The following is a 15,465-nucleotide window of genomic DNA, read 5'->3' on the forward strand; positions in this document are numbered from 1 at the left end:
GGCGCCGTGCCGCCCCCTGCGCCGCCGCATTGCCCGGGGCGCGCTGCGGCGTCCCCGGCCTCCCCGACCTCGCCACCGGCCGGCCGGGCCGTCCCTGCCGCTTGCGCGGCGGCATGTCCCCGCTCACCCGTTGCTCCTCGTGGTCGTCTGAACGGAGGCCGCTGCGGAGATCTGCGCCGAAGCGCTGGGCGTCACGGCCACGGTGGCCGTCACGCTCGGGGTGGCAGTCGGTGTCGGCGTCACGGTGAGCGTCGGCGTCACCGTCGCCGACGGTGTCGGCGTCGGCGTCACGGAGGGCTCGGGGAGCGGCTCGGTGGTCGCGGCGTCCGCCTGGCCCCGCACCGTCCCGTCCGGCGCGAGGAAGGCGGGGTTCCCTCCGGGGACCATCCCGAGCTCACGCGCCCGCTTGTCCAGCGCGTCCGGCGCGGAGTACCCGTCGACCTCCTGTTGCAGGCCCTGCTCCTCGTCCGTGAGCTGCGTGGTCTGCTTCTGCAGATCGTTCAGCTGGAACGAGTCCTGAACCACCGCCGAGTTCAGCAACAACAGCGTGAACAGCCCGCCCGCCAGCAGCAACACGATCAGCAACACGAACGGCGACCGCGCCGCCGTCGTCGCCCCCGGCCGCCGCGGCGTCATCCGCAGTCCCCCGCCGCTCACCGGGCCTCCTCCTCGCGGATGCGCTCCGCCCCCCGGAGACGGGCGGGGGCGGCGCGGCGGTTCTCGGCGATCTCGTGTTCGGTGGGGAGTTCGGCGCCGCGGGTGAGGAGCTTGAGGCGGGGCTGGTAGCGCTCGGGGACGACGGGGAGGCCAGCGGGAGCGGTGTTGGCGGCGCCGGCGGCGAGGACCTGCTTGACGATGCGGTCCTCGAGGGACTGGTAGGACAGGACGGCGATGCGGCCGCCGACCGCGAGGGCCGCGACGGCGGCGGGGATGGCCCGTTCGACGGAGGCGAGCTCGCCGTTGACCTCGATGCGGAGGGCCTGGAAGGTGCGCTTGGCGGGGTTGCCGCCGGTGCGCTTGGCGGCCTGGGGCAGGGCAGCGCGGATCAGGTCGACCAGACGGGCGCTGTTGGTGAAGGGCTCCTTGTCCCGCTCCCGTACGACCGCGTCGACGATCTTGCGGGCGAACTTCTCCTCGCCGTACGTCCGAAGGATCCGCACCAGCTCACCCGGCGGATACGTGTTGAGCACCTCGGCGGCGCTGATGCCCGTGCTCTGGTTCATCCGCATGTCGAGCGGCGCGTCCTGCGCGTACGCGAAGCCGCGCTCGGCCTCGTCGAGCTGCATGGAGGAGACGCCGAGGTCGAAGAGGACGCCCTGGACCGTGGGGATCCCGAGCCGGTCGAGGACCTCGGGCAGCTCGTCGTAGACGGCGTGGACGAGGGTGGCCCGGTCGCCGTACGGGGCGAGTCGCTCGCCGGCGAGCTTGAGCGCCGCCGGGTCGCGGTCGATGGCGACCAGCCGGGCCTGCGGGAACTCCGCGAGCAGTGCCTCGCTGTGGCCGCCGAGCCCGAGGGTGGCGTCCACCACGACCGCGTCCGGCCTGGCCAGCGCGGGCGCCAGCAGGTCCAGGCAGCGCCGCAGCATCACGGGGACGTGGGATGGGGTGGTGCTCATCGGGCCCTTCTCATGTGTTCGGGACGTACCACTTGGTCCCCGCCCGCTCTGGAGGGCAGCTGGCACCGGGGAAGTAGTGCCAGCGGACCGGGGAGCGGGAGGAGGCCGAGCGTCACGTACGCGTACGTGAGACAGCAGGCTACGGCTGGGTCACAGTAAGCCCGGCGGCACCTCCTGGGACAACGCCGAGAAAGCGTCCTCCTGGGCCGCCAGATAGCCCTCCCAGGCGGTCGTGTCCCACACCTCGACCCGGGTGTTGGCACCGATGACGGCGCAGTCGCGGCGCAACCCGGCGTATTCACGCAGGGCCTGCGGGAGGGTGACGCGGCCCTGCTTGTCCGGCACCTCGTCGTGCGCGCCGGCGAAGAGCACGCGCATGTAGTCCCGGGCGGACTTCGAGGTGACGGGGACATCGCGCAGCCGCTCTGTCATCGCCTGGAACTCGGCGAGCGGCCAAACGTACAGGCAGCGCTCCTGCCCTTTGGTGATCACCAGGCCCTCGGCGAGCGGCTCGCGGAACTTGGCGGGCAGCACGAGCCGGCTCTTGTCGTCCAGCCGCGGCGCGTACGTCCCGAGGAACATCCGCACCTCCCGCAGCTGATCAGGCAATTCGGGTCGGGCTCAGGCGACCCACTTCGTGCCACTTTACTCCACTAAGCCCCACGGTCAACGAGAACCCCGCCCCGGCGCACACCCCCGCGCGGGCACCCGCTTCACGATTCATCCCTCTGGGGGAACCGGGGCGCCCGCTTGTGGGTTACCTCACAATGCAGCCGATTGACCGAGATTTGTGGGACCTCACAGCAGGTCGGAAGGCCTTCCGCCGTCTACGGTCGTGTCATGTCGATATCTGAGCAGCAGCCGCCTCAAGGCACTGACTCCGTCACCGACCGGCTCGTCGAGGCGAACCGGCGCTATGCGGACCAGTTCCGCGACCCCGGCATGGACGCCCGGCCGGTCCTGAAGGTGGCGATTGTCGCGTGCATGGACGCCCGCCTCGACCTGCACGCCGCCCTGGGCCTGGAGCTGGGTGACTGCCACACGATCCGCAACGCCGGCGGGGTGGTCACCGACGACACGATCCGGTCCCTCACTATCAGCCAGCGCGCCCTCGGCACCCGGTCGATCGTGCTGATCCACCACACCGGCTGCGGCCTGGAGACCCTCACCGAGGATTTCCGTACGCAGTTGGAGGACGAGGTCGGGCAGCGGCCGACTTGGTCCGTCGAGTCCTTCCGGGATGTGGATCAGGACGTACGCCAGTCGATGAACCGGGTGCGGACGTCGCCGTTCCTAGCACATTCGGACGATGTTCGAGGGTTTGTCTTCGATGTGCACACCGGACTGCTGCGGGAAATCACGACTGAGTAACGGAAGACGAGTGACGCGGAGCATAGTTGGAGTAAGAATGCTCCGAACGCGCCACCTCGCCCGAGGTCAGGGACGCGAACGGGGAATTGGGCCGAGGAGGGCCGGGGTGACGACCTATGACGCACGAGCGAGCCTTACGGATCTAACCACCACCGCGGAGCGGGTGCGCCGCTCGGTGGAGAATGTGATCGAGGGCAAGCCCGAGGTCGTACGGCTTTCGCTGACCGTGCTGCTCGCCGAGGGGCATCTGCTGATCGAGGATGTACCGGGCGTGGGCAAGACCATGCTGGCCAAGGCGCTGGCGCGGTCCATCGACTGCTCCGTGCGGCGCATCCAGTTCACGCCGGATCTGCTGCCCTCCGACATCACCGGGGTCAGCGTCTTCGACCAGCAGCGGCGGGACTTCGAGTTCAAGCCCGGTGCGATCTTCGCGCAGATCGTGGTCGGGGACGAGATCAACCGCGCCTCGCCCAAGACCCAGTCGGCGCTGCTGGAGTCGATGGAGGAGCGGCAGGTCACCATCGACGGTGCCACCTATGAGCTGCCCAGCCCTTTTATGGTCATCGCCACCCAGAACCCGGTGGAGATGGAGGGCACCTATCCACTGCCCGAGGCGCAGCGCGACCGCTTCATGGCCCGGGTGTCGATCGGTTACCCGAGCGCCGAGGCCGAGCTGCAGATGCTGGATGTGCACGGCGGCGCCCCGGCGCTGGACGACGTACAGCCGGTGGCCCATGCGCACGAGATCGTGAAGCTGGTCGAAGCGGTGCGTACGGTGCATGTCTCGGCGCCGGTGCAGCGGTATGCGGTGGCGCTGGTGAGCGCGACCCGCCAGCATCCGGACCTGCGGCTGGGCGCGTCACCGCGCGCGACGCTGCACCTGGTGCGGGCGGCGAGAGCGGCGGCGGCGCTGGACGGGCGGGAGTTCGTGTTGCCGGACGATGTGCAGACGTTGGCGTCGGCGGTGCTGGCGCACCGTCTGCTGCCCACTGCGCAGGCCCAGTTGAACCGGCGTACGCCTGAACAGGTGGTGGCCGAGATCGTGCAGCGCACGCCGGTGCCCGACCCGTACGGCAGCCCGTCGCCCGGCGGGGCGCGGGGGCTGTGATGTCCGGCTCCGGAGCGGGTCCGGCCCCCGACGCCCCGGGCCCGGACCCCTCGGGTGATCCGGGCAGCGGTCTGCGGGCCGCCCTCGCGGGGCTGACGACGCGCGGGCGGTCCTTCCTCGCGGCGGGCGTGGCGGCCGCGGTGTGCGCGTATGTGCTCGGGCAGCCGGACCTGCTGCGGGTCGGGCTGCTGCTGGCTGCGCTGCCGCTGGTGTGCGTGGTCGTGCTGCACCGGACGCGCTACCGGGTGGCGGGCAGCCGGCGGCTGGCGCCGTCCCGGGTGCCCGCGATGTCCGAGGCCCGGGTGCATCTGCGGGTCGACAATGTGTCGCGGATGCCGACGGGGCTGCTGATGCTCCAGGACCGGGTGCCTTACGTGCTCGGGCCCAGGCCGCGTTTCGTACTGGACCGGGTGGAGCCGGGCGGCCACCGCGAGGTGTCGTACCGGGTCCGTTCCGATCTGCGCGGGCGCTATCCGCTGGGGCCGCTGCAGCTGCGGCTGACGGATCCTTTCGGCATGTGCGAGCTGACCCGGTCCTTCAGCGCCTACGACACCCTCACCGTGGTCCCCAAGGTCCAGCCGCTGCCGCCGGTGCGGCTGGCCGGCGAGGCCTCCGGCTACGGCGAGAGCCGCACCCGGGCCCTGTCACTGGCCGGCGAGGACGACGTCATCCCGCGCGGCTACCGCCACGGCGACGACCTGCGGCGGGTGCACTGGCGGTCCACCGCCAAGTACGGCGAGCTGATGGTCCGCCGCGAGGAGCAGCCGCACAAGGCACGCTGCACGGTGCTGCTCGACACCCGGCGGGAGGCCTTCTACGGCGCCGGGCCCGACTCCGCCTTCGAGTGGGCGGTCGCCGGGGCGGCCTCGGTGGCCGTGCACATGCTGGAGCGCGGCTACTCGGTACGGCTGCTCACCGACACCGGCAGCTCGGTGCCCGGCCCCGACGGGGCGGGCGGCTTCGGCGTCACCGACTCCTCCGACGCCGCCGGGGTACTGCTCGACACCCTCGCAGTGATCGACCACTCCGAGGAGTCCGCGGCCGGGCTCTCCCGGGCCCACGAGGTGCTGCGGGCCGGCAGCGAGGGGCTCCTGGTGGCGTTCCTGGGCGACCTGGACGAGGAGCAGGCGGCCATAGTCGGCCGGATGCGCCAGCGTACGGGCGGGGCCGTGGCCTTCGTGACGGACAGCTCCGCCTGGACGGCCGCCCTGCGCGAGTCCGACGACGGCTATCCGGAGGTGCCGCCGACGGGCACCGACCCGGCGCCGGAGGCCGGGGGCGAGGGCGCGGGCGGGGGCGGCGAGAAGCGCACGGTGCGGATGCTGCGCGAGGCGGGCTGGACGGTGCTGCCGGTGTCGGCCGGCGAGGGGCTGGACGAGCTGTGGCAGCGGGCCGACCGCTACCGGTCGCGTGAGGAGGCTGGGGCCCGATGATGAGCGGACGTGCCAGGCTGGCGGTGTGCGCGGCGGCCGCCTCGATCATGGCGGCCTGCTCGCTGCTCCCGCTGACGGACAGCAGCGCCTGGATCGTGCAGGCCCTCTTCCTGGTGGTCATCCAGAGCTCGGTCGGCGCGCTGGCCAGGCGGGTGCCGCTGGCCCGGCCGCTGACGATCCTGGTGCAGGCGGCGGCCTCCCTGCTGCTGCTGACGCTGATCTTCGCGCAGCAGCAGGCCTTCCTGGGTTTCCTGCCGGGCGTGGGCGTCTTCCGGCACTTCGGCGAACTGCTGACCGCCGGTGTGCAGGACGTCAGCCAGTTCGCGATTCCGGCCCCGGTCACCACCGGCATCCGGCTGCTGCTGGTCGGCGGGGTGCTGCTGATCGCCCTGGCGGTGGACGCGCTGGCGGTCACCTACAGCAGCGCGGCCCCGGCGGGGCTGCCGCTGCTGGCGCTGTACTCGATCGCGGCGGGGCTGGCGGGCGGGGGCAGCCGCTGGCTGTGGTTCGTGATCGCGGCGGCCGGCTATCTGCTGCTGTTGCTGGCCGAGGGCCGCGACCGGCTGTCGCGCTGGGGGCGGGTCTTCGGCGGCCCCAGCGGCGGTTCTCCGGCGGCCGGTTACGCGGGCGGGGCGTCGGCCTTCTCCAGGGGCTCGGGTTCCGATGGGTCGGCGACCGCCCCTGTGCGTACCGGCCGCAGGATCGGTGCGATGGCTCTGGGCATCGCGCTGATCGCGCCCGCCGCGCTGCCCTCGCTCAGCGGCGGCCTGCTGGCGGCCACCGGCGCGGGCCAGGGCACCGGACGCGGCGGTTCGATCCTCGCGGTCAACCCGCTGGTCGCGCTCACCGACAATCTCAACCAGCCCGACAACCGCGACGTCCTCACCTACCGGACCAACGCCAAGACCACCTCGGACCTGTACCTGCGGATCGTCTCCCTCGACGAGTTCAACGGCGAGCAGTGGCAGTCCGCCAAACGGTCCCTCACCGGCATACCCGCCCAACTACCCACCCCGGCGGGGCTCAGCCCGCAGATCAAGACCACCGAAGTGCGGACCAACATCGCTGCGGCCAAGGACTACGGGCAGCTGTGGCTGCCGCTCCCCTACCCGGCCAAGCAGGTCCAGGTGAACGGCCGCTGGCGGTACGAGCCGGTGGGCCGCACGATCATCGGCGACCGGGGCCAGACCACCTCGGGCGTCAGCTACTCGGTGACCAGCCTCCAGGTGGAGCCGACCGCCGCCCAGCTCGCCGCCGCGCCGAACCCCTCGGCGAACCTGGTCCGCGAGTACACGGCGGTCCCGGACACGCTGCCGGCCGTGGTCAAGCAGACCGCCCTGTCGATCACCAAGGACGCCACCAACGAGTACGAGCAGGCCGTCGCCCTGCAGAACTGGTTCACCAACGGCCAGTTCACGTACAGCACTTCGGTGTCCTCGGGCACCGGGGTGGACGCGATCGCCAAGTTCCTGAAGAACAAGGAAGGCTTCTGCGTCCACTTCGCCTTCACCATGGCGGCCATGGCCAGGACCCTGGGCATCCCGGCCCGCGTCGCCGTGGGCTTCACCCCCGGTACCCCGCAGTCCGACGGCTCGTACACGGTCGGACTCAAGGACGCCCACGCCTGGCCCGAGCTGTACTTCGAGGGCATCGGCTGGACGCGCTTCGAGCCCACCCCGACCCGGGGCTCGCAGCCCGACTACACCCAGGACCCGACCTCGGCGAACTCCGGCTCCACCACCCCCGACGTGCCGCCGCGCAACAACAGCGCGGCGCCCAGCGCGAGCGCCTCCGCGTCGCCCACGTGCAGCGCCAAGCAGGCGCAGCAGGGTGACTGCGACCCGTTGGCCGTGGCCTCCGGCAGCGGCCCGAAGAGCGGCGGCCTGTGGGGCTGGCTGCTGGGCGTCACGGGCGGCGGGGTGCTGCCGGCCCTGCTGTTCGGCGCGGTGCTGCTGTTCGTCGGTGCGGCGGTGGTCATCGTGCCGCTGCTGCCGCTGCTGTGGCGGCGGCGGGTGCGGGCCCGGCGGCTGGGACAGCACCGGGTGCTCGACGCGTGGCGTGAGCTGGTCGACACCGCGTGGGACTACGGAGTCCTGCCCGACGACTCCGAGACGCCACGCCGTACCGTGGCCCGGCTCATCCGCGAAGGCGGCCTCGGCGAGGCCCCCGCGCAGGCCGCGCGCCGCGTCGCCACGGCGGTCGAGCAGGCCCTCTACGCCGCCCGCCCGCACCCCGTCGCCGGCCTCGCCGCCGACATCCACCACGTCCGCGACGGCCTCCACCATTCCGCCACCCGGGTCACCCGTCTGCGCGCCGCGCTGGCCCCGCGCTCCGCCGTGCGGCTGGTCTGGGCCCTGTCTCTGCGCTGGTCAGCGACGACGGCGGCCTGGTCAGCGGCCCTGCACCGGGCGTCGACGGCGATCCGGCGTCCGGCGCGGCAGACGCGATAGCAGGCCGGGGCCCGACGCGCATCCGGGGCGCCGGCACGCACACCCCGCACGTACGCGAGGGGCGCGGGTTCCGTCCGGAACCCGCGCCCCTCGATTTGCTTTCGGTGTTGCTTGAGCTTTACCGTCCCTGCTCGTCGCGGCGGCGTTGCCACCGCTCCTCGATGCGGTCCATCATGCGGCCCCGGCGGCGTGGATGTCGCTGCCCGCGTACGTGATGATGCTGACGGCCCGCAGGGGCCTGAGGCTGCTCGCCGGGCTTCACGACGCGACGCCAGCCGGTGACCGCCAGGACGGCACAGCCCAGCATGACAAGGAAGCCGACCACACTGATCCAGGGCTGCTTGGCGATCATGCCCGCCATGAGCAGTCCGATACCCACCAGGAAGCCTGCAACCGCCAGGTAGACGCGCCGCCTGGTGTAGGTGCGCAGCCCGCTTCCCTCAAGCGCCGACGCGAACTTGGGATCTTCGGCGTACAGCGCTCGCTCCATCTGCTCGAGCATGCGCTGCTCGTGCTCCGAGAGCGGCACGGAGACCTCCTACTCGTCGGTCGCAGGGGGAGCGACCGGTACGACCCTTCCAGGATAGGCAGGGAATCGCCCCCGTGAAACCCGCCCCACTGCGCCAATCCGACGGGGGGTTCATTCCCCGCCCCTGGTTACGTCATGCCAGCATACGGCCCTGAACGTCGCGCTGGGTGGCGTGTGACGTACTACCCGCACCTGCCGACTCAGCCGCGCTCGGCGAGCACGTGCAGTTGAGTGGCGATCGAGTGGAACGCCGGCTGTTCGGCAGCGGCCAGCTCCAGCCGGAGCAGAGCGTCGAAGGCGCCGGGCTCGGTGTCCACGAGGACGCCCGGGACGAGGTCGGCGAAGACGCGGACGCCGTGGACGGGGCCGACGCGGAGACCGGCGCCCTCGACGAGGCGCGTGAGGTCCTCGGCGGTGAAGCGGCGGGGCACCGGGTCCCCGGCGCCCCAACGGCCGTCGGGGTCGGTGAGGCTGTGCTGGGCCTCCGCGAAGTGACCGGCGATGGCCCGGGCCAGGACTGCGCCATGACGGCTGGCGGCGAGCAGGCTGAGCGTGCCGGAGGGGCGCAGGGTGCTGACCACGTTCCGTACGCCCTCGGCGGGGTCGTCCACGTACTCCAGCACGCCGTGGCACAGCACGGCGTCGTACCCGCCGGGCTCCACGACGTCCAGCAGGCCGTGGGCGTCGCCCTGAACGCCACGCACCCGGTCGGTGAGGCCGGCCTCGGCGGCGCGGCGCTCCAGCGCGAACAGCGCGTCCGGGCTGGGGTCGACGACGGTCACCCGGTGGCCCAGACGCGCCACCGGCACCGCGAAGTTGCCGGTCCCGCCGCCGGTGTCGAGGACATCCAGCACATCGCGGCCTGCCGCCTTGGCCTGCCGGTCGAGGGCATCCCGCAGGACCTCCCACACCACAGCGGTACGCAGGGACGCGCGGGGCCGCATCGGGTCGGCCCCTCCTTCACGGGACATGCGGACGGCTCCTCGCGGGGGTCGGTCTATCCAGGCAGGTCCACTCTAGTGCGGCAGCCTGGGCAGGCCCGTCAGTATGCGGTCGACCAGGCGCAGGAACATGCCTGCCGCGCGCACCAGGTCGTCGGCGTCCCGCCAGGTGGCGGCGCCTTGTATGCCGGCTTCGCAGAGGGCGCGGCGGCGGGCGCCGGCCTCGAACAGGGCGGCCCATTCGGCGAGTTCGGGAGCGACCTCGGGCAGCACTTCCCAGGCGGTACGGATCCGGGGCCGGCGGCGGGTGGGCTCGGGGCGGCCGCGGACGGCGAGGACTGCGGCGGCGGTGCGGAGGGCGGCCAGGTGGGCGGTCGCGTACCGCTCGTTGGCGGTCTCGAGGGCGGCGGCTTCGGCCAGGCCGCGCCTGGCCTGGCCCAGCAGATCGACAGCGGCGGCCGGGGCGGCGGCGCGGCGCAGGACGGGGTGGACGTCGAGCGCGCCGTTCGGCCTCTGCGCGGGTGCGGTCATGGAGAACCTCCTCCTTCGGGCCATCTCCACTTCATGGTGAAGCAGGGCACTGACAATCGCTCTGACCAGCGTGAATGTCCTCTTTCCAGGGGCCGTTGGGCATTTCGCGGACCCATACGTCATGATGCTGCAGCTGACCTCGGCGGGGGGCACCTATCCGGTGCAGACCAGCCCGGGGTTCTTCAACGCGCTGCACCCTCTCCTGCCCATGACGTACGTGGTCGACGGGCTACGGCACCTGATCACAGGCGGCGAGCTGTGGCCGGTCTGGCGGGCCTGCCTGGTTCTGGGCGTATTCACAGCCGGCGCGCTTACGCTCACCGCCTGGTCGGCGCGTCGGAAGCAGGTCTGGACGCTGGACCGGCTGCATCCTGAGCTGTCCTTGTGAACCCGCTGCGCCCGCGGCGCCCCCGGCAGGGAGAATCGGCGCCATGAACAGCCCACGACGTCAGGTCACCCGGCAGAAGCTCTACGAGGCCGCCGTCACCCTCATCGCAGAGCAGGGCTTCTCCGCCACCACGGTGGACGAGATCGCCGAGCGCGCCGGGGTCGCGAAGGGCACCGTCTACTACAACTTCGCCAGCAAGAACGAGCTCTTCGAGCAGCTGCTCCGGCACGGGGTCGGACTGCTCACCGACTCCCTGCGCGAGGCGGCCGCCGAGGTCGCCGAGCGCGGCGGCACCAAGGTCGAGGGCATCGACGCGATGATCCGGGCGGGGCTGGCCTTCATCGCCCGCTACCCGTCCTTCACGCAGCTGTACGTCGCCGAGCTGTGGCGCACCAACCGGGCCTGGCAGGACACGCTGTTGGTGGTCCGCAAGCAGGCCATAGCGGTCGTCGAGCAGGCGCTGCGCGACGCGGTGGAGGCCGGGGAGCTGAGCGACGAGATCGACATCCAGCTCACCGCGGCCGCGCTCTTCGGCATGGTGCTGGTCGCGGCCCTGGACTGGCTGTCGTTCCAGCCCGAGCGCAGCATCGACGAAGTCCACGCGGCGCTTTCGCGGCTGTTGCAGGGGCGGGTGGCGGGGCGCGCCAACGCGTGAGTGAACGGGGCGCGAATGCGCGCTGCCCCGGTACGGTCCGATCCCCCGTCGGGCTGTACCGGGACAGCGCTTTCCCCCCGTTCACGGCCGGGCTGCCGCGATGCCGTTCCGCCGCCCCGTGTCGGCAGTTCCGGCACCGCGCCCGTCCGTTGCCTCTACCTTCGCGTCTACGCGGGTGGATGCCTATCCGCGCACCTACCTATCCGGGCTTCTAGGTACACGTGCTCAGGGTTGGGCCGGTTCGCTCATCGGGCCATGAGCGCCTTTCGCTAGCATCACGGTCCATGTCCGTACTTCCCCTGGTCTTCACCAGCGGCTGGGCGAGCGGGATCAACGCCTACGCCGTGGTCCTGCTGCTCGGCCTCATGGGTGCCACCGGCATCAGCGACGAGGTGCCGCCGTCCCTGGAACGTACGGACGTGCTGGTCGTCGCCGGTCTCCTCTTCCTCTGCGAGGCCGTCGCCGACAAGATCCCGTACGTCGACACCGGCTGGGACGCCATCCACACCGTCATCCGCCCCATCGCCGGCGGCGTCGTGGCCGCGCTCATCGCCGGGCACGACGGCTCCCTCCCGCAGCTCGCGGCCGCTGCCGTCGGCGGTACGACCGCGCTCGCCAGCCACCTGGTCAAGGCCGGGGTACGGATGGGCGTGAACACCTCGCCCGAGCCCGCCAGCAACATCATCGTCAGCCTTGCCGAGGACCTCGGGGTCTCCGGCATCATCGTCTTCGCGCTCTTCCACCCGCTCCCGGCCGCGATCATCGCGGCGGTCGCGCTGGTGCTGGGCGGGGTGACGGTCTACTTCATCCTGTCCCGGATCCGCCGCTACTGGCGTCGATGGCAGGCCAGACGGGCGGCCAAGCGGGGCAACGCTCTGGCATAGAGTCCTGCTCATGGCACGGATTGCGGTGATCGGCGCGGGCATGGGCGCGCTGGCGGCGGCTGCCCGGCTCGCCACGGGCGGGCACCGGGTGACGGTGTACGAGCGCTCAGCGACGTACGGGGGCGGCGTCAGCCGGTACGAGCGGGACGGCTTCGTCTTCGACACCGGGCCCGGGCTGCTGCATCTGCCGGCGGTCTACCGCGACCTCTTCATCAAGACCGGCAGGGAGACGCTCGAGAGCTGCGTCTCCCTGCGCCAGGTCGACCCCGCCATCCGGCACGTCTTCGACGACGGGACCTCGGTCTCCCTGCCCAACGCCTCACGGGCCGGTGTCATCGCCGCCCTGGACGACGCGCTCGGCCCGGGCGCCGGCACCCGCTGGGCCGACCTGCTGGGCCGCGCCCGCGAGGTCTGGGAGGCCACCCGGCGCCCCCTCCTCGAGGACGCCCTGGCTGCGGACACGGCGCCGCTCGGCCGCGATCCCTATCCCGCCCCTCCTGTACGGCGCGGGCTCTTCCGGCGCGGTGCGCCGACGCTGGCCGAGGTCGCCGCGCGGGAGCTGAGCGACCCGCGGCTCGCCGCCATGCTGGAGCACTACGCGGTGGCGTACGGCTTCGACCCGGCGATCGTACCCGCGAGCGCGACGGTGCTGCCGTACTTCGAGCACACCTTCGGCACGTGGTACGTCGACGGGGGCATGCGGGCGCTCGCGGAAGCCGTGTACGCGCGGTGCGTGGCCCGCAGGGTCGACTTCCGCTTCGGGGCGGACGTCGCGGAGGTGGTGGAGAAGGACGGCCGTGCGGCGGGGCTGCTGCTCGTTGACGGGACCCGGGTCGAGGCCGACACCGTGGTCTCGGGTGCGCCGCCCGCGCCGGTGGCGCCGACTGCCGGGGGTGGCGGCCGTGTGGTGATCTGCCTCGCCCTCGCGGGCCCGCGTCCGGACGACGCGCCGCACCGCACGGTGATCCACGCGGCCGGCGTGACGGTGCTGCGCCCCGACGACCCGTCAACGCGGCCGGACGACGCGCACGAGGCCGTCACGCTGCACGTCCCCCTGCCCCTGGCGGGCGGCACCGAGGCGGCCCTGCGCGCCGCCGAGGCGGCCGTCCCGGGGCTCCGCGACCGCCTCCTCTGGCACCACGTCCACCCGTCCTCCGCCCCCCCCGGCCCCGCGCTCGCCGGCGCCTCCGGCACCTTCCTCCTCCCCCCCAACCCCGCCCCCCTCCCCGGCCTCTACCGCGTCGGCCCCTGGGCCCACCCCGGCGGCACCCTCCCCCACACCGGCATGTCCGCCGCCATCGTCGCCGACCTCATCGCCGGCGGCCCCGGCGGCAGCCGCTAACGCCTGCGGGCCGGCGTGCCCCGGCTTTTCTGCACCTCTCGCGCTGCTGCGCGGGCTTCCAGCCGCTGCGCCGGACTCCGTCCTCGTGCCGGGGGCGGCGCCACGCCCCGGTCCGTTGCCGGGTTGTGCCAGCCTCCCCCCGGCTGGACGCTGGTGCATTCGGCCCGTCCGGCGCTTGAGGACCGGGGGTTCCGGCACGACGGAGGGGTGCACTCTCCCCCAGACTCCGTCCGGGGGGGACCCCCACCAGCCTTCGGCCGGTGGGGGTGCCCCCGGCGTAGCCAGGGGGAGGACCCCCACCCAGACGGAGTCTGGGGGACAGTCCGGCGCGGGGCCGTCAGAAGCGGTAGGGGTCGTAGGGGTCGGCGTATTGGGGTTGGTCGGGGTGGGGTTGTTGCTGGGGAGGGATGTAGGGCTGCTGGGAGGGATCGGGGTCGCCGGTGGGCTGTTGGGGGACCCAGACGCCGCCGGCGGGGGTGTCGTAGCCGTATTGGGGGGTCTGGGCGTAGGGGTCGGCGTAGCCGCCGTTGGCCGGGTCGTAGCCGTAGGTCTGCTGGGAGGTGTCCCAGGCCGCGGCGTACTGCTGCTGCTGTTGGGGGTCCTGGGCGTAGGCCGCCGTCGCGGGCTGCTGCTCGGCGGACCACTCGCTGCCGTAGCCCTGGGCGCCGTAGCCCTCGTAGCCGCCGCTGGTGTACGGGTCGGGGGTGTACGTGGACTGGCCGTCGTAGAGCGGGAGTTCGCCGCTCTCGTCGTGCATCGGCACAGGCTGGTAGATCTGCGTGGAGTCGAAACCGCCGTAGACCGCGGTCTGTTCGGCGGCTGTCTCCATGGGCTCGTCCGCCGCCACCGGCTGCTCGTCGTAGGAGACGGCAGCGGCCTCGTCGGCCCGGGGCCCGCCCTTGCGCCGACGGCGACTGCCACCGCCACCGGCGTTAGCGCCTCCGCTGTCGCTGTCGCTGTCGGCCGCCGCGGGCCGCCCCCTGATCGCCCAGCCCTCGGCGAAGCCCTTGCGATACGAGAGGGTGACGAAGGTCTGCCCGGTGGCGAAGGCCGCCGCGCCGGCGCCGATGACGATGACGGACGGCAGGTAGACGCCGAACACCACACCCAGGAAGCCGGCGAAGGCCAGCAGGCGCCAGCGCAGGCGCGCCTTGTACTGCAGCAGCACCTCGCCGAGCAGCCAGAGGGCGACCACGCCGAACGCGATGTAGAGCACCGTGTAGCCCATGTCGCACTTCCTCACCGTTCACCGTCGGCGGCCCTCGACGGGCGGCGGTTCCGCCCCTCACGACCTCTGGTGGAGTCCCAGATTCTCGTAGATTTCCAGCGACGCCGTGGAGTGGTTCAGGGTAATGAAGTGCAGTCCCGGAATCTCCTCGGCCATGAGCCGTCGGCACATCTCGGTCGCATACTCGACCCCGATCGCCCGCACTGCGGCCGGATCGTCCTTGACCGCGAGGATACGGTCCGCGAGCTCCAGGGGGAAAGGTGCGTTGCCCAGCTGCGCGAAGCGCTCGATCTGCTTCACGTTCGTGACCGGCATGATCTCGGGGATGATCGGAGTGACACATCCCGAGGCGTCGACCCGGTCACGGAGCCGCAGATAGTCGTCGGCCCTGAAGAACATCTGCGTGATGGCATAGTCAGCCCCGGCCCGGCACTTGTCGACAAAGTGACGGGTGTCACTATCCCAGTCGGTAGACCGGGGGTGCATTTCCGTGAACGCGGCCACCCCCACGCAGAAGTCGCCCGACTCCTTGATCAGCCGGACGAGCTCGGCGGCGTAGGAGACGCCGCTGGGGTGCGGGACCCACTCCCCCATCGGGTCGTCCGGCGGATCGCCGCGCACCGCGAGGAGGTTGCGGATCCCGGCGTCGGCGTACTGGCCGATGATGTTGCGCAGCTCGGCGATGGAGTGGTTGACGGCGGTGAGGTGCGCGACCGGGGTGAGCGTGGTGTCCGAGACAATCCGCTCGGTGGCCCGCACCGTCCCCTCGCGGGACTTGCCGCCGGCGCCGTACGTCACGGAGACGAAGGTCGGCGCGACCGCCTCGATCCGGCGGATGGCGTTCCAGAGGGTCCGCTCGCCCTTCTCGGTCCGGGGCGCCATGAACTCGAACGAGTACGAACGCTGACCGGATGCGAGCAGCTCACGGATGGTGACTGCGCGGTCGGTCCTGGTGGATGCTGTACCGAGGGCCATGCGCTTCAGGCTAG

At 72.2% G+C, this 15,465-nt stretch carries 15 protein-coding genes and 1 pseudogene; 8 read left to right on the forward strand and 8 right to left on the reverse strand.

Features of this window, described 5'->3' with window-relative positions; all coding sequences use genetic code 11:
* Positions 1-123 precede the first annotated feature (123 nt).
* The 3 genes from EFK10_RS23915 to mraZ all read right to left on the reverse strand — a co-directional run bounded on the left by EFK10_RS23915 (position 124) and on the right by mraZ (position 2,198).
* Positions 124-657, reverse strand: a complete 534-nt coding sequence (locus tag EFK10_RS23915; protein ID WP_407647122.1) for a septum formation initiator family protein — start codon at positions 655-657, stop codon at positions 124-126.
* On the reverse strand, positions 654-1,616 hold the full coding sequence (rsmH, locus tag EFK10_RS23920; RefSeq protein WP_127357688.1) for a 16S rRNA (cytosine(1402)-N(4))-methyltransferase RsmH: 963 nt from the start codon (positions 1,614-1,616) through the stop codon (positions 654-656). The genes EFK10_RS23915 and rsmH overlap by 4 nt, the downstream gene beginning before the upstream one ends.
* Positions 1,617-1,766: 150 nt before the next feature.
* On the reverse strand, positions 1,767-2,198 hold the full coding sequence (mraZ, locus tag EFK10_RS23925) for a division/cell wall cluster transcriptional repressor MraZ (protein ID WP_127357689.1): 432 nt from the start codon (positions 2,196-2,198) through the stop codon (positions 1,767-1,769).
* A 258-nt stretch (positions 2,199-2,456) separates the two neighbouring features.
* Between mraZ and EFK10_RS23930 the strand changes: the two genes are divergently transcribed.
* From EFK10_RS23930 to EFK10_RS23945, 4 genes are all read left to right on the forward strand, one after another.
* Positions 2,457-2,987, forward strand: coding sequence for a beta-class carbonic anhydrase (locus tag EFK10_RS23930; RefSeq protein ID WP_127357690.1), 531 nt, complete (start codon positions 2,457-2,459; stop codon positions 2,985-2,987).
* A 106-nt stretch (positions 2,988-3,093) separates the two neighbouring features.
* The gene (locus tag EFK10_RS23935; protein ID WP_127357691.1) at positions 3,094-4,095 is read left to right on the forward strand and encodes an AAA family ATPase; all 1,002 of its coding nucleotides are present in this window, start codon (positions 3,094-3,096) and stop codon (positions 4,093-4,095) included.
* Complete coding sequence (locus tag EFK10_RS23940) at positions 4,095-5,528, forward strand: DUF58 domain-containing protein (RefSeq protein WP_127357692.1); 1,434 nt, start codon at positions 4,095-4,097, stop codon at positions 5,526-5,528. Before EFK10_RS23935 ends, EFK10_RS23940 begins: the two co-directional genes overlap by 1 nt.
* Complete coding sequence (locus tag EFK10_RS23945; RefSeq protein WP_127357760.1) at positions 5,528-7,978, forward strand: transglutaminase TgpA family protein; 2,451 nt, start codon at positions 5,528-5,530, stop codon at positions 7,976-7,978. The genes EFK10_RS23940 and EFK10_RS23945 overlap by 1 nt, the downstream gene beginning before the upstream one ends.
* Positions 7,979-8,096: 118 nt before the next feature.
* Here the strand turns inward: EFK10_RS23945 and EFK10_RS23950 are convergent, their stop codons facing one another.
* The 3 genes from EFK10_RS23950 to EFK10_RS23960 form a co-directional block, all read right to left on the reverse strand.
* Positions 8,097-8,507: a DUF3040 domain-containing protein gene (locus EFK10_RS23950; protein WP_127357693.1), complete on the reverse strand. Its 411-nt coding sequence runs from the start codon at positions 8,505-8,507 to the stop codon at positions 8,097-8,099.
* 200 nt (positions 8,508-8,707) lie between these two features.
* Complete coding sequence (locus EFK10_RS23955) at positions 8,708-9,478, reverse strand: methyltransferase (RefSeq protein ID WP_127357694.1); 771 nt, start codon at positions 9,476-9,478, stop codon at positions 8,708-8,710.
* A 45-nt stretch (positions 9,479-9,523) separates the two neighbouring features.
* On the reverse strand, positions 9,524-10,024 hold the full coding sequence (locus EFK10_RS23960) for an SAV_6107 family HEPN domain-containing protein (RefSeq protein WP_407647126.1): 501 nt from the start codon (positions 10,022-10,024) through the stop codon (positions 9,524-9,526).
* Between the two features lie 76 nt (positions 10,025-10,100).
* On the opposite strand from EFK10_RS23960, the pseudogene EFK10_RS23965 reads away from it, so the two are divergent.
* The 4 genes and pseudogenes from EFK10_RS23965 to EFK10_RS23980 all read left to right on the forward strand — a co-directional run.
* Positions 10,101-10,367, forward strand: a pseudogene (locus EFK10_RS23965) (hypothetical protein); the annotation flags it as partial.
* A 43-nt stretch (positions 10,368-10,410) separates the two neighbouring features.
* Positions 10,411-11,022 (forward strand): TetR/AcrR family transcriptional regulator, encoded by a 612-nt coding sequence (locus tag EFK10_RS23970; RefSeq protein WP_127357696.1) that lies wholly within the window; start codon positions 10,411-10,413, stop codon positions 11,020-11,022.
* Between the two features lie 284 nt (positions 11,023-11,306).
* Entirely contained in the window at positions 11,307-11,906 is a 600-nt protein-coding gene (locus EFK10_RS23975; protein WP_127357697.1) for a DUF4126 domain-containing protein, read from the forward strand.
* A gap of 10 nt (positions 11,907-11,916) precedes the next feature.
* On the forward strand, positions 11,917-13,248 hold the full coding sequence (locus EFK10_RS23980; RefSeq protein ID WP_127357698.1) for a phytoene desaturase family protein: 1,332 nt from the start codon (positions 11,917-11,919) through the stop codon (positions 13,246-13,248).
* Between the two features lie 337 nt (positions 13,249-13,585).
* On the opposite strand, the gene EFK10_RS23985 is transcribed toward EFK10_RS23980, so the two are convergent.
* Complete coding sequence (locus EFK10_RS23985) at positions 13,586-14,476, reverse strand: hypothetical protein (protein ID WP_127357699.1); 891 nt, start codon at positions 14,474-14,476, stop codon at positions 13,586-13,588.
* A gap of 57 nt (positions 14,477-14,533) precedes the next feature.
* Positions 14,534-15,451, reverse strand: a complete 918-nt coding sequence (metF, locus tag EFK10_RS23990; protein WP_127357700.1) for a methylenetetrahydrofolate reductase [NAD(P)H] — start codon at positions 15,449-15,451, stop codon at positions 14,534-14,536.
* Positions 15,452-15,465 lie beyond the last annotated feature (14 nt).

The sequence above is a fragment of the Streptomyces soli genome, assembly GCF_003999195.1.
Taxonomy (GTDB): Bacteria; Actinomycetota; Actinomycetes; order Streptomycetales; family Streptomycetaceae; genus Actinacidiphila; species Actinacidiphila soli.

Bases quoted from the DNA above. Each gene is read 5' to 3' on its own strand.
- rsmH (WP_127357688.1), bottom strand. From the start codon at position 1,616: ATGAGCACCACCCCATCCCACGTCCCCGTGATGCTGCGGCGCTGCCTG.
- mraZ (WP_127357689.1), bottom strand. From the start codon at position 2,198: ATGTTCCTCGGGACGTACGCGCCGCGGCTGGACGACAAGAGCCGGCTC.
- EFK10_RS23930 (WP_127357690.1), top strand. From the start codon at position 2,457: ATGTCGATATCTGAGCAGCAGCCGCCTCAAGGCACTGACTCCGTCACC.
- EFK10_RS23940 (WP_127357692.1), top strand. From the start codon at position 4,095: ATGTCCGGCTCCGGAGCGGGTCCGGCCCCCGACGCCCCGGGCCCGGAC.
- EFK10_RS23945 (WP_127357760.1), top strand. From the start codon at position 5,528: ATGAGCGGACGTGCCAGGCTGGCGGTGTGCGCGGCGGCCGCCTCGATC.
- EFK10_RS23955 (WP_127357694.1), bottom strand. From the start codon at position 9,478: ATGTCCCGTGAAGGAGGGGCCGACCCGATGCGGCCCCGCGCGTCCCTG.
- EFK10_RS23970 (WP_127357696.1), top strand. From the start codon at position 10,411: ATGAACAGCCCACGACGTCAGGTCACCCGGCAGAAGCTCTACGAGGCC.
- EFK10_RS23975 (WP_127357697.1), top strand. From the start codon at position 11,307: ATGTCCGTACTTCCCCTGGTCTTCACCAGCGGCTGGGCGAGCGGGATC.
- EFK10_RS23980 (WP_127357698.1), top strand. From the start codon at position 11,917: ATGGCACGGATTGCGGTGATCGGCGCGGGCATGGGCGCGCTGGCGGCG.
- EFK10_RS23985 (WP_127357699.1), bottom strand. From the start codon at position 14,476: ATGGGCTACACGGTGCTCTACATCGCGTTCGGCGTGGTCGCCCTCTGG.
- metF (WP_127357700.1), bottom strand. From the start codon at position 15,451: ATGGCCCTCGGTACAGCATCCACCAGGACCGACCGCGCAGTCACCATC.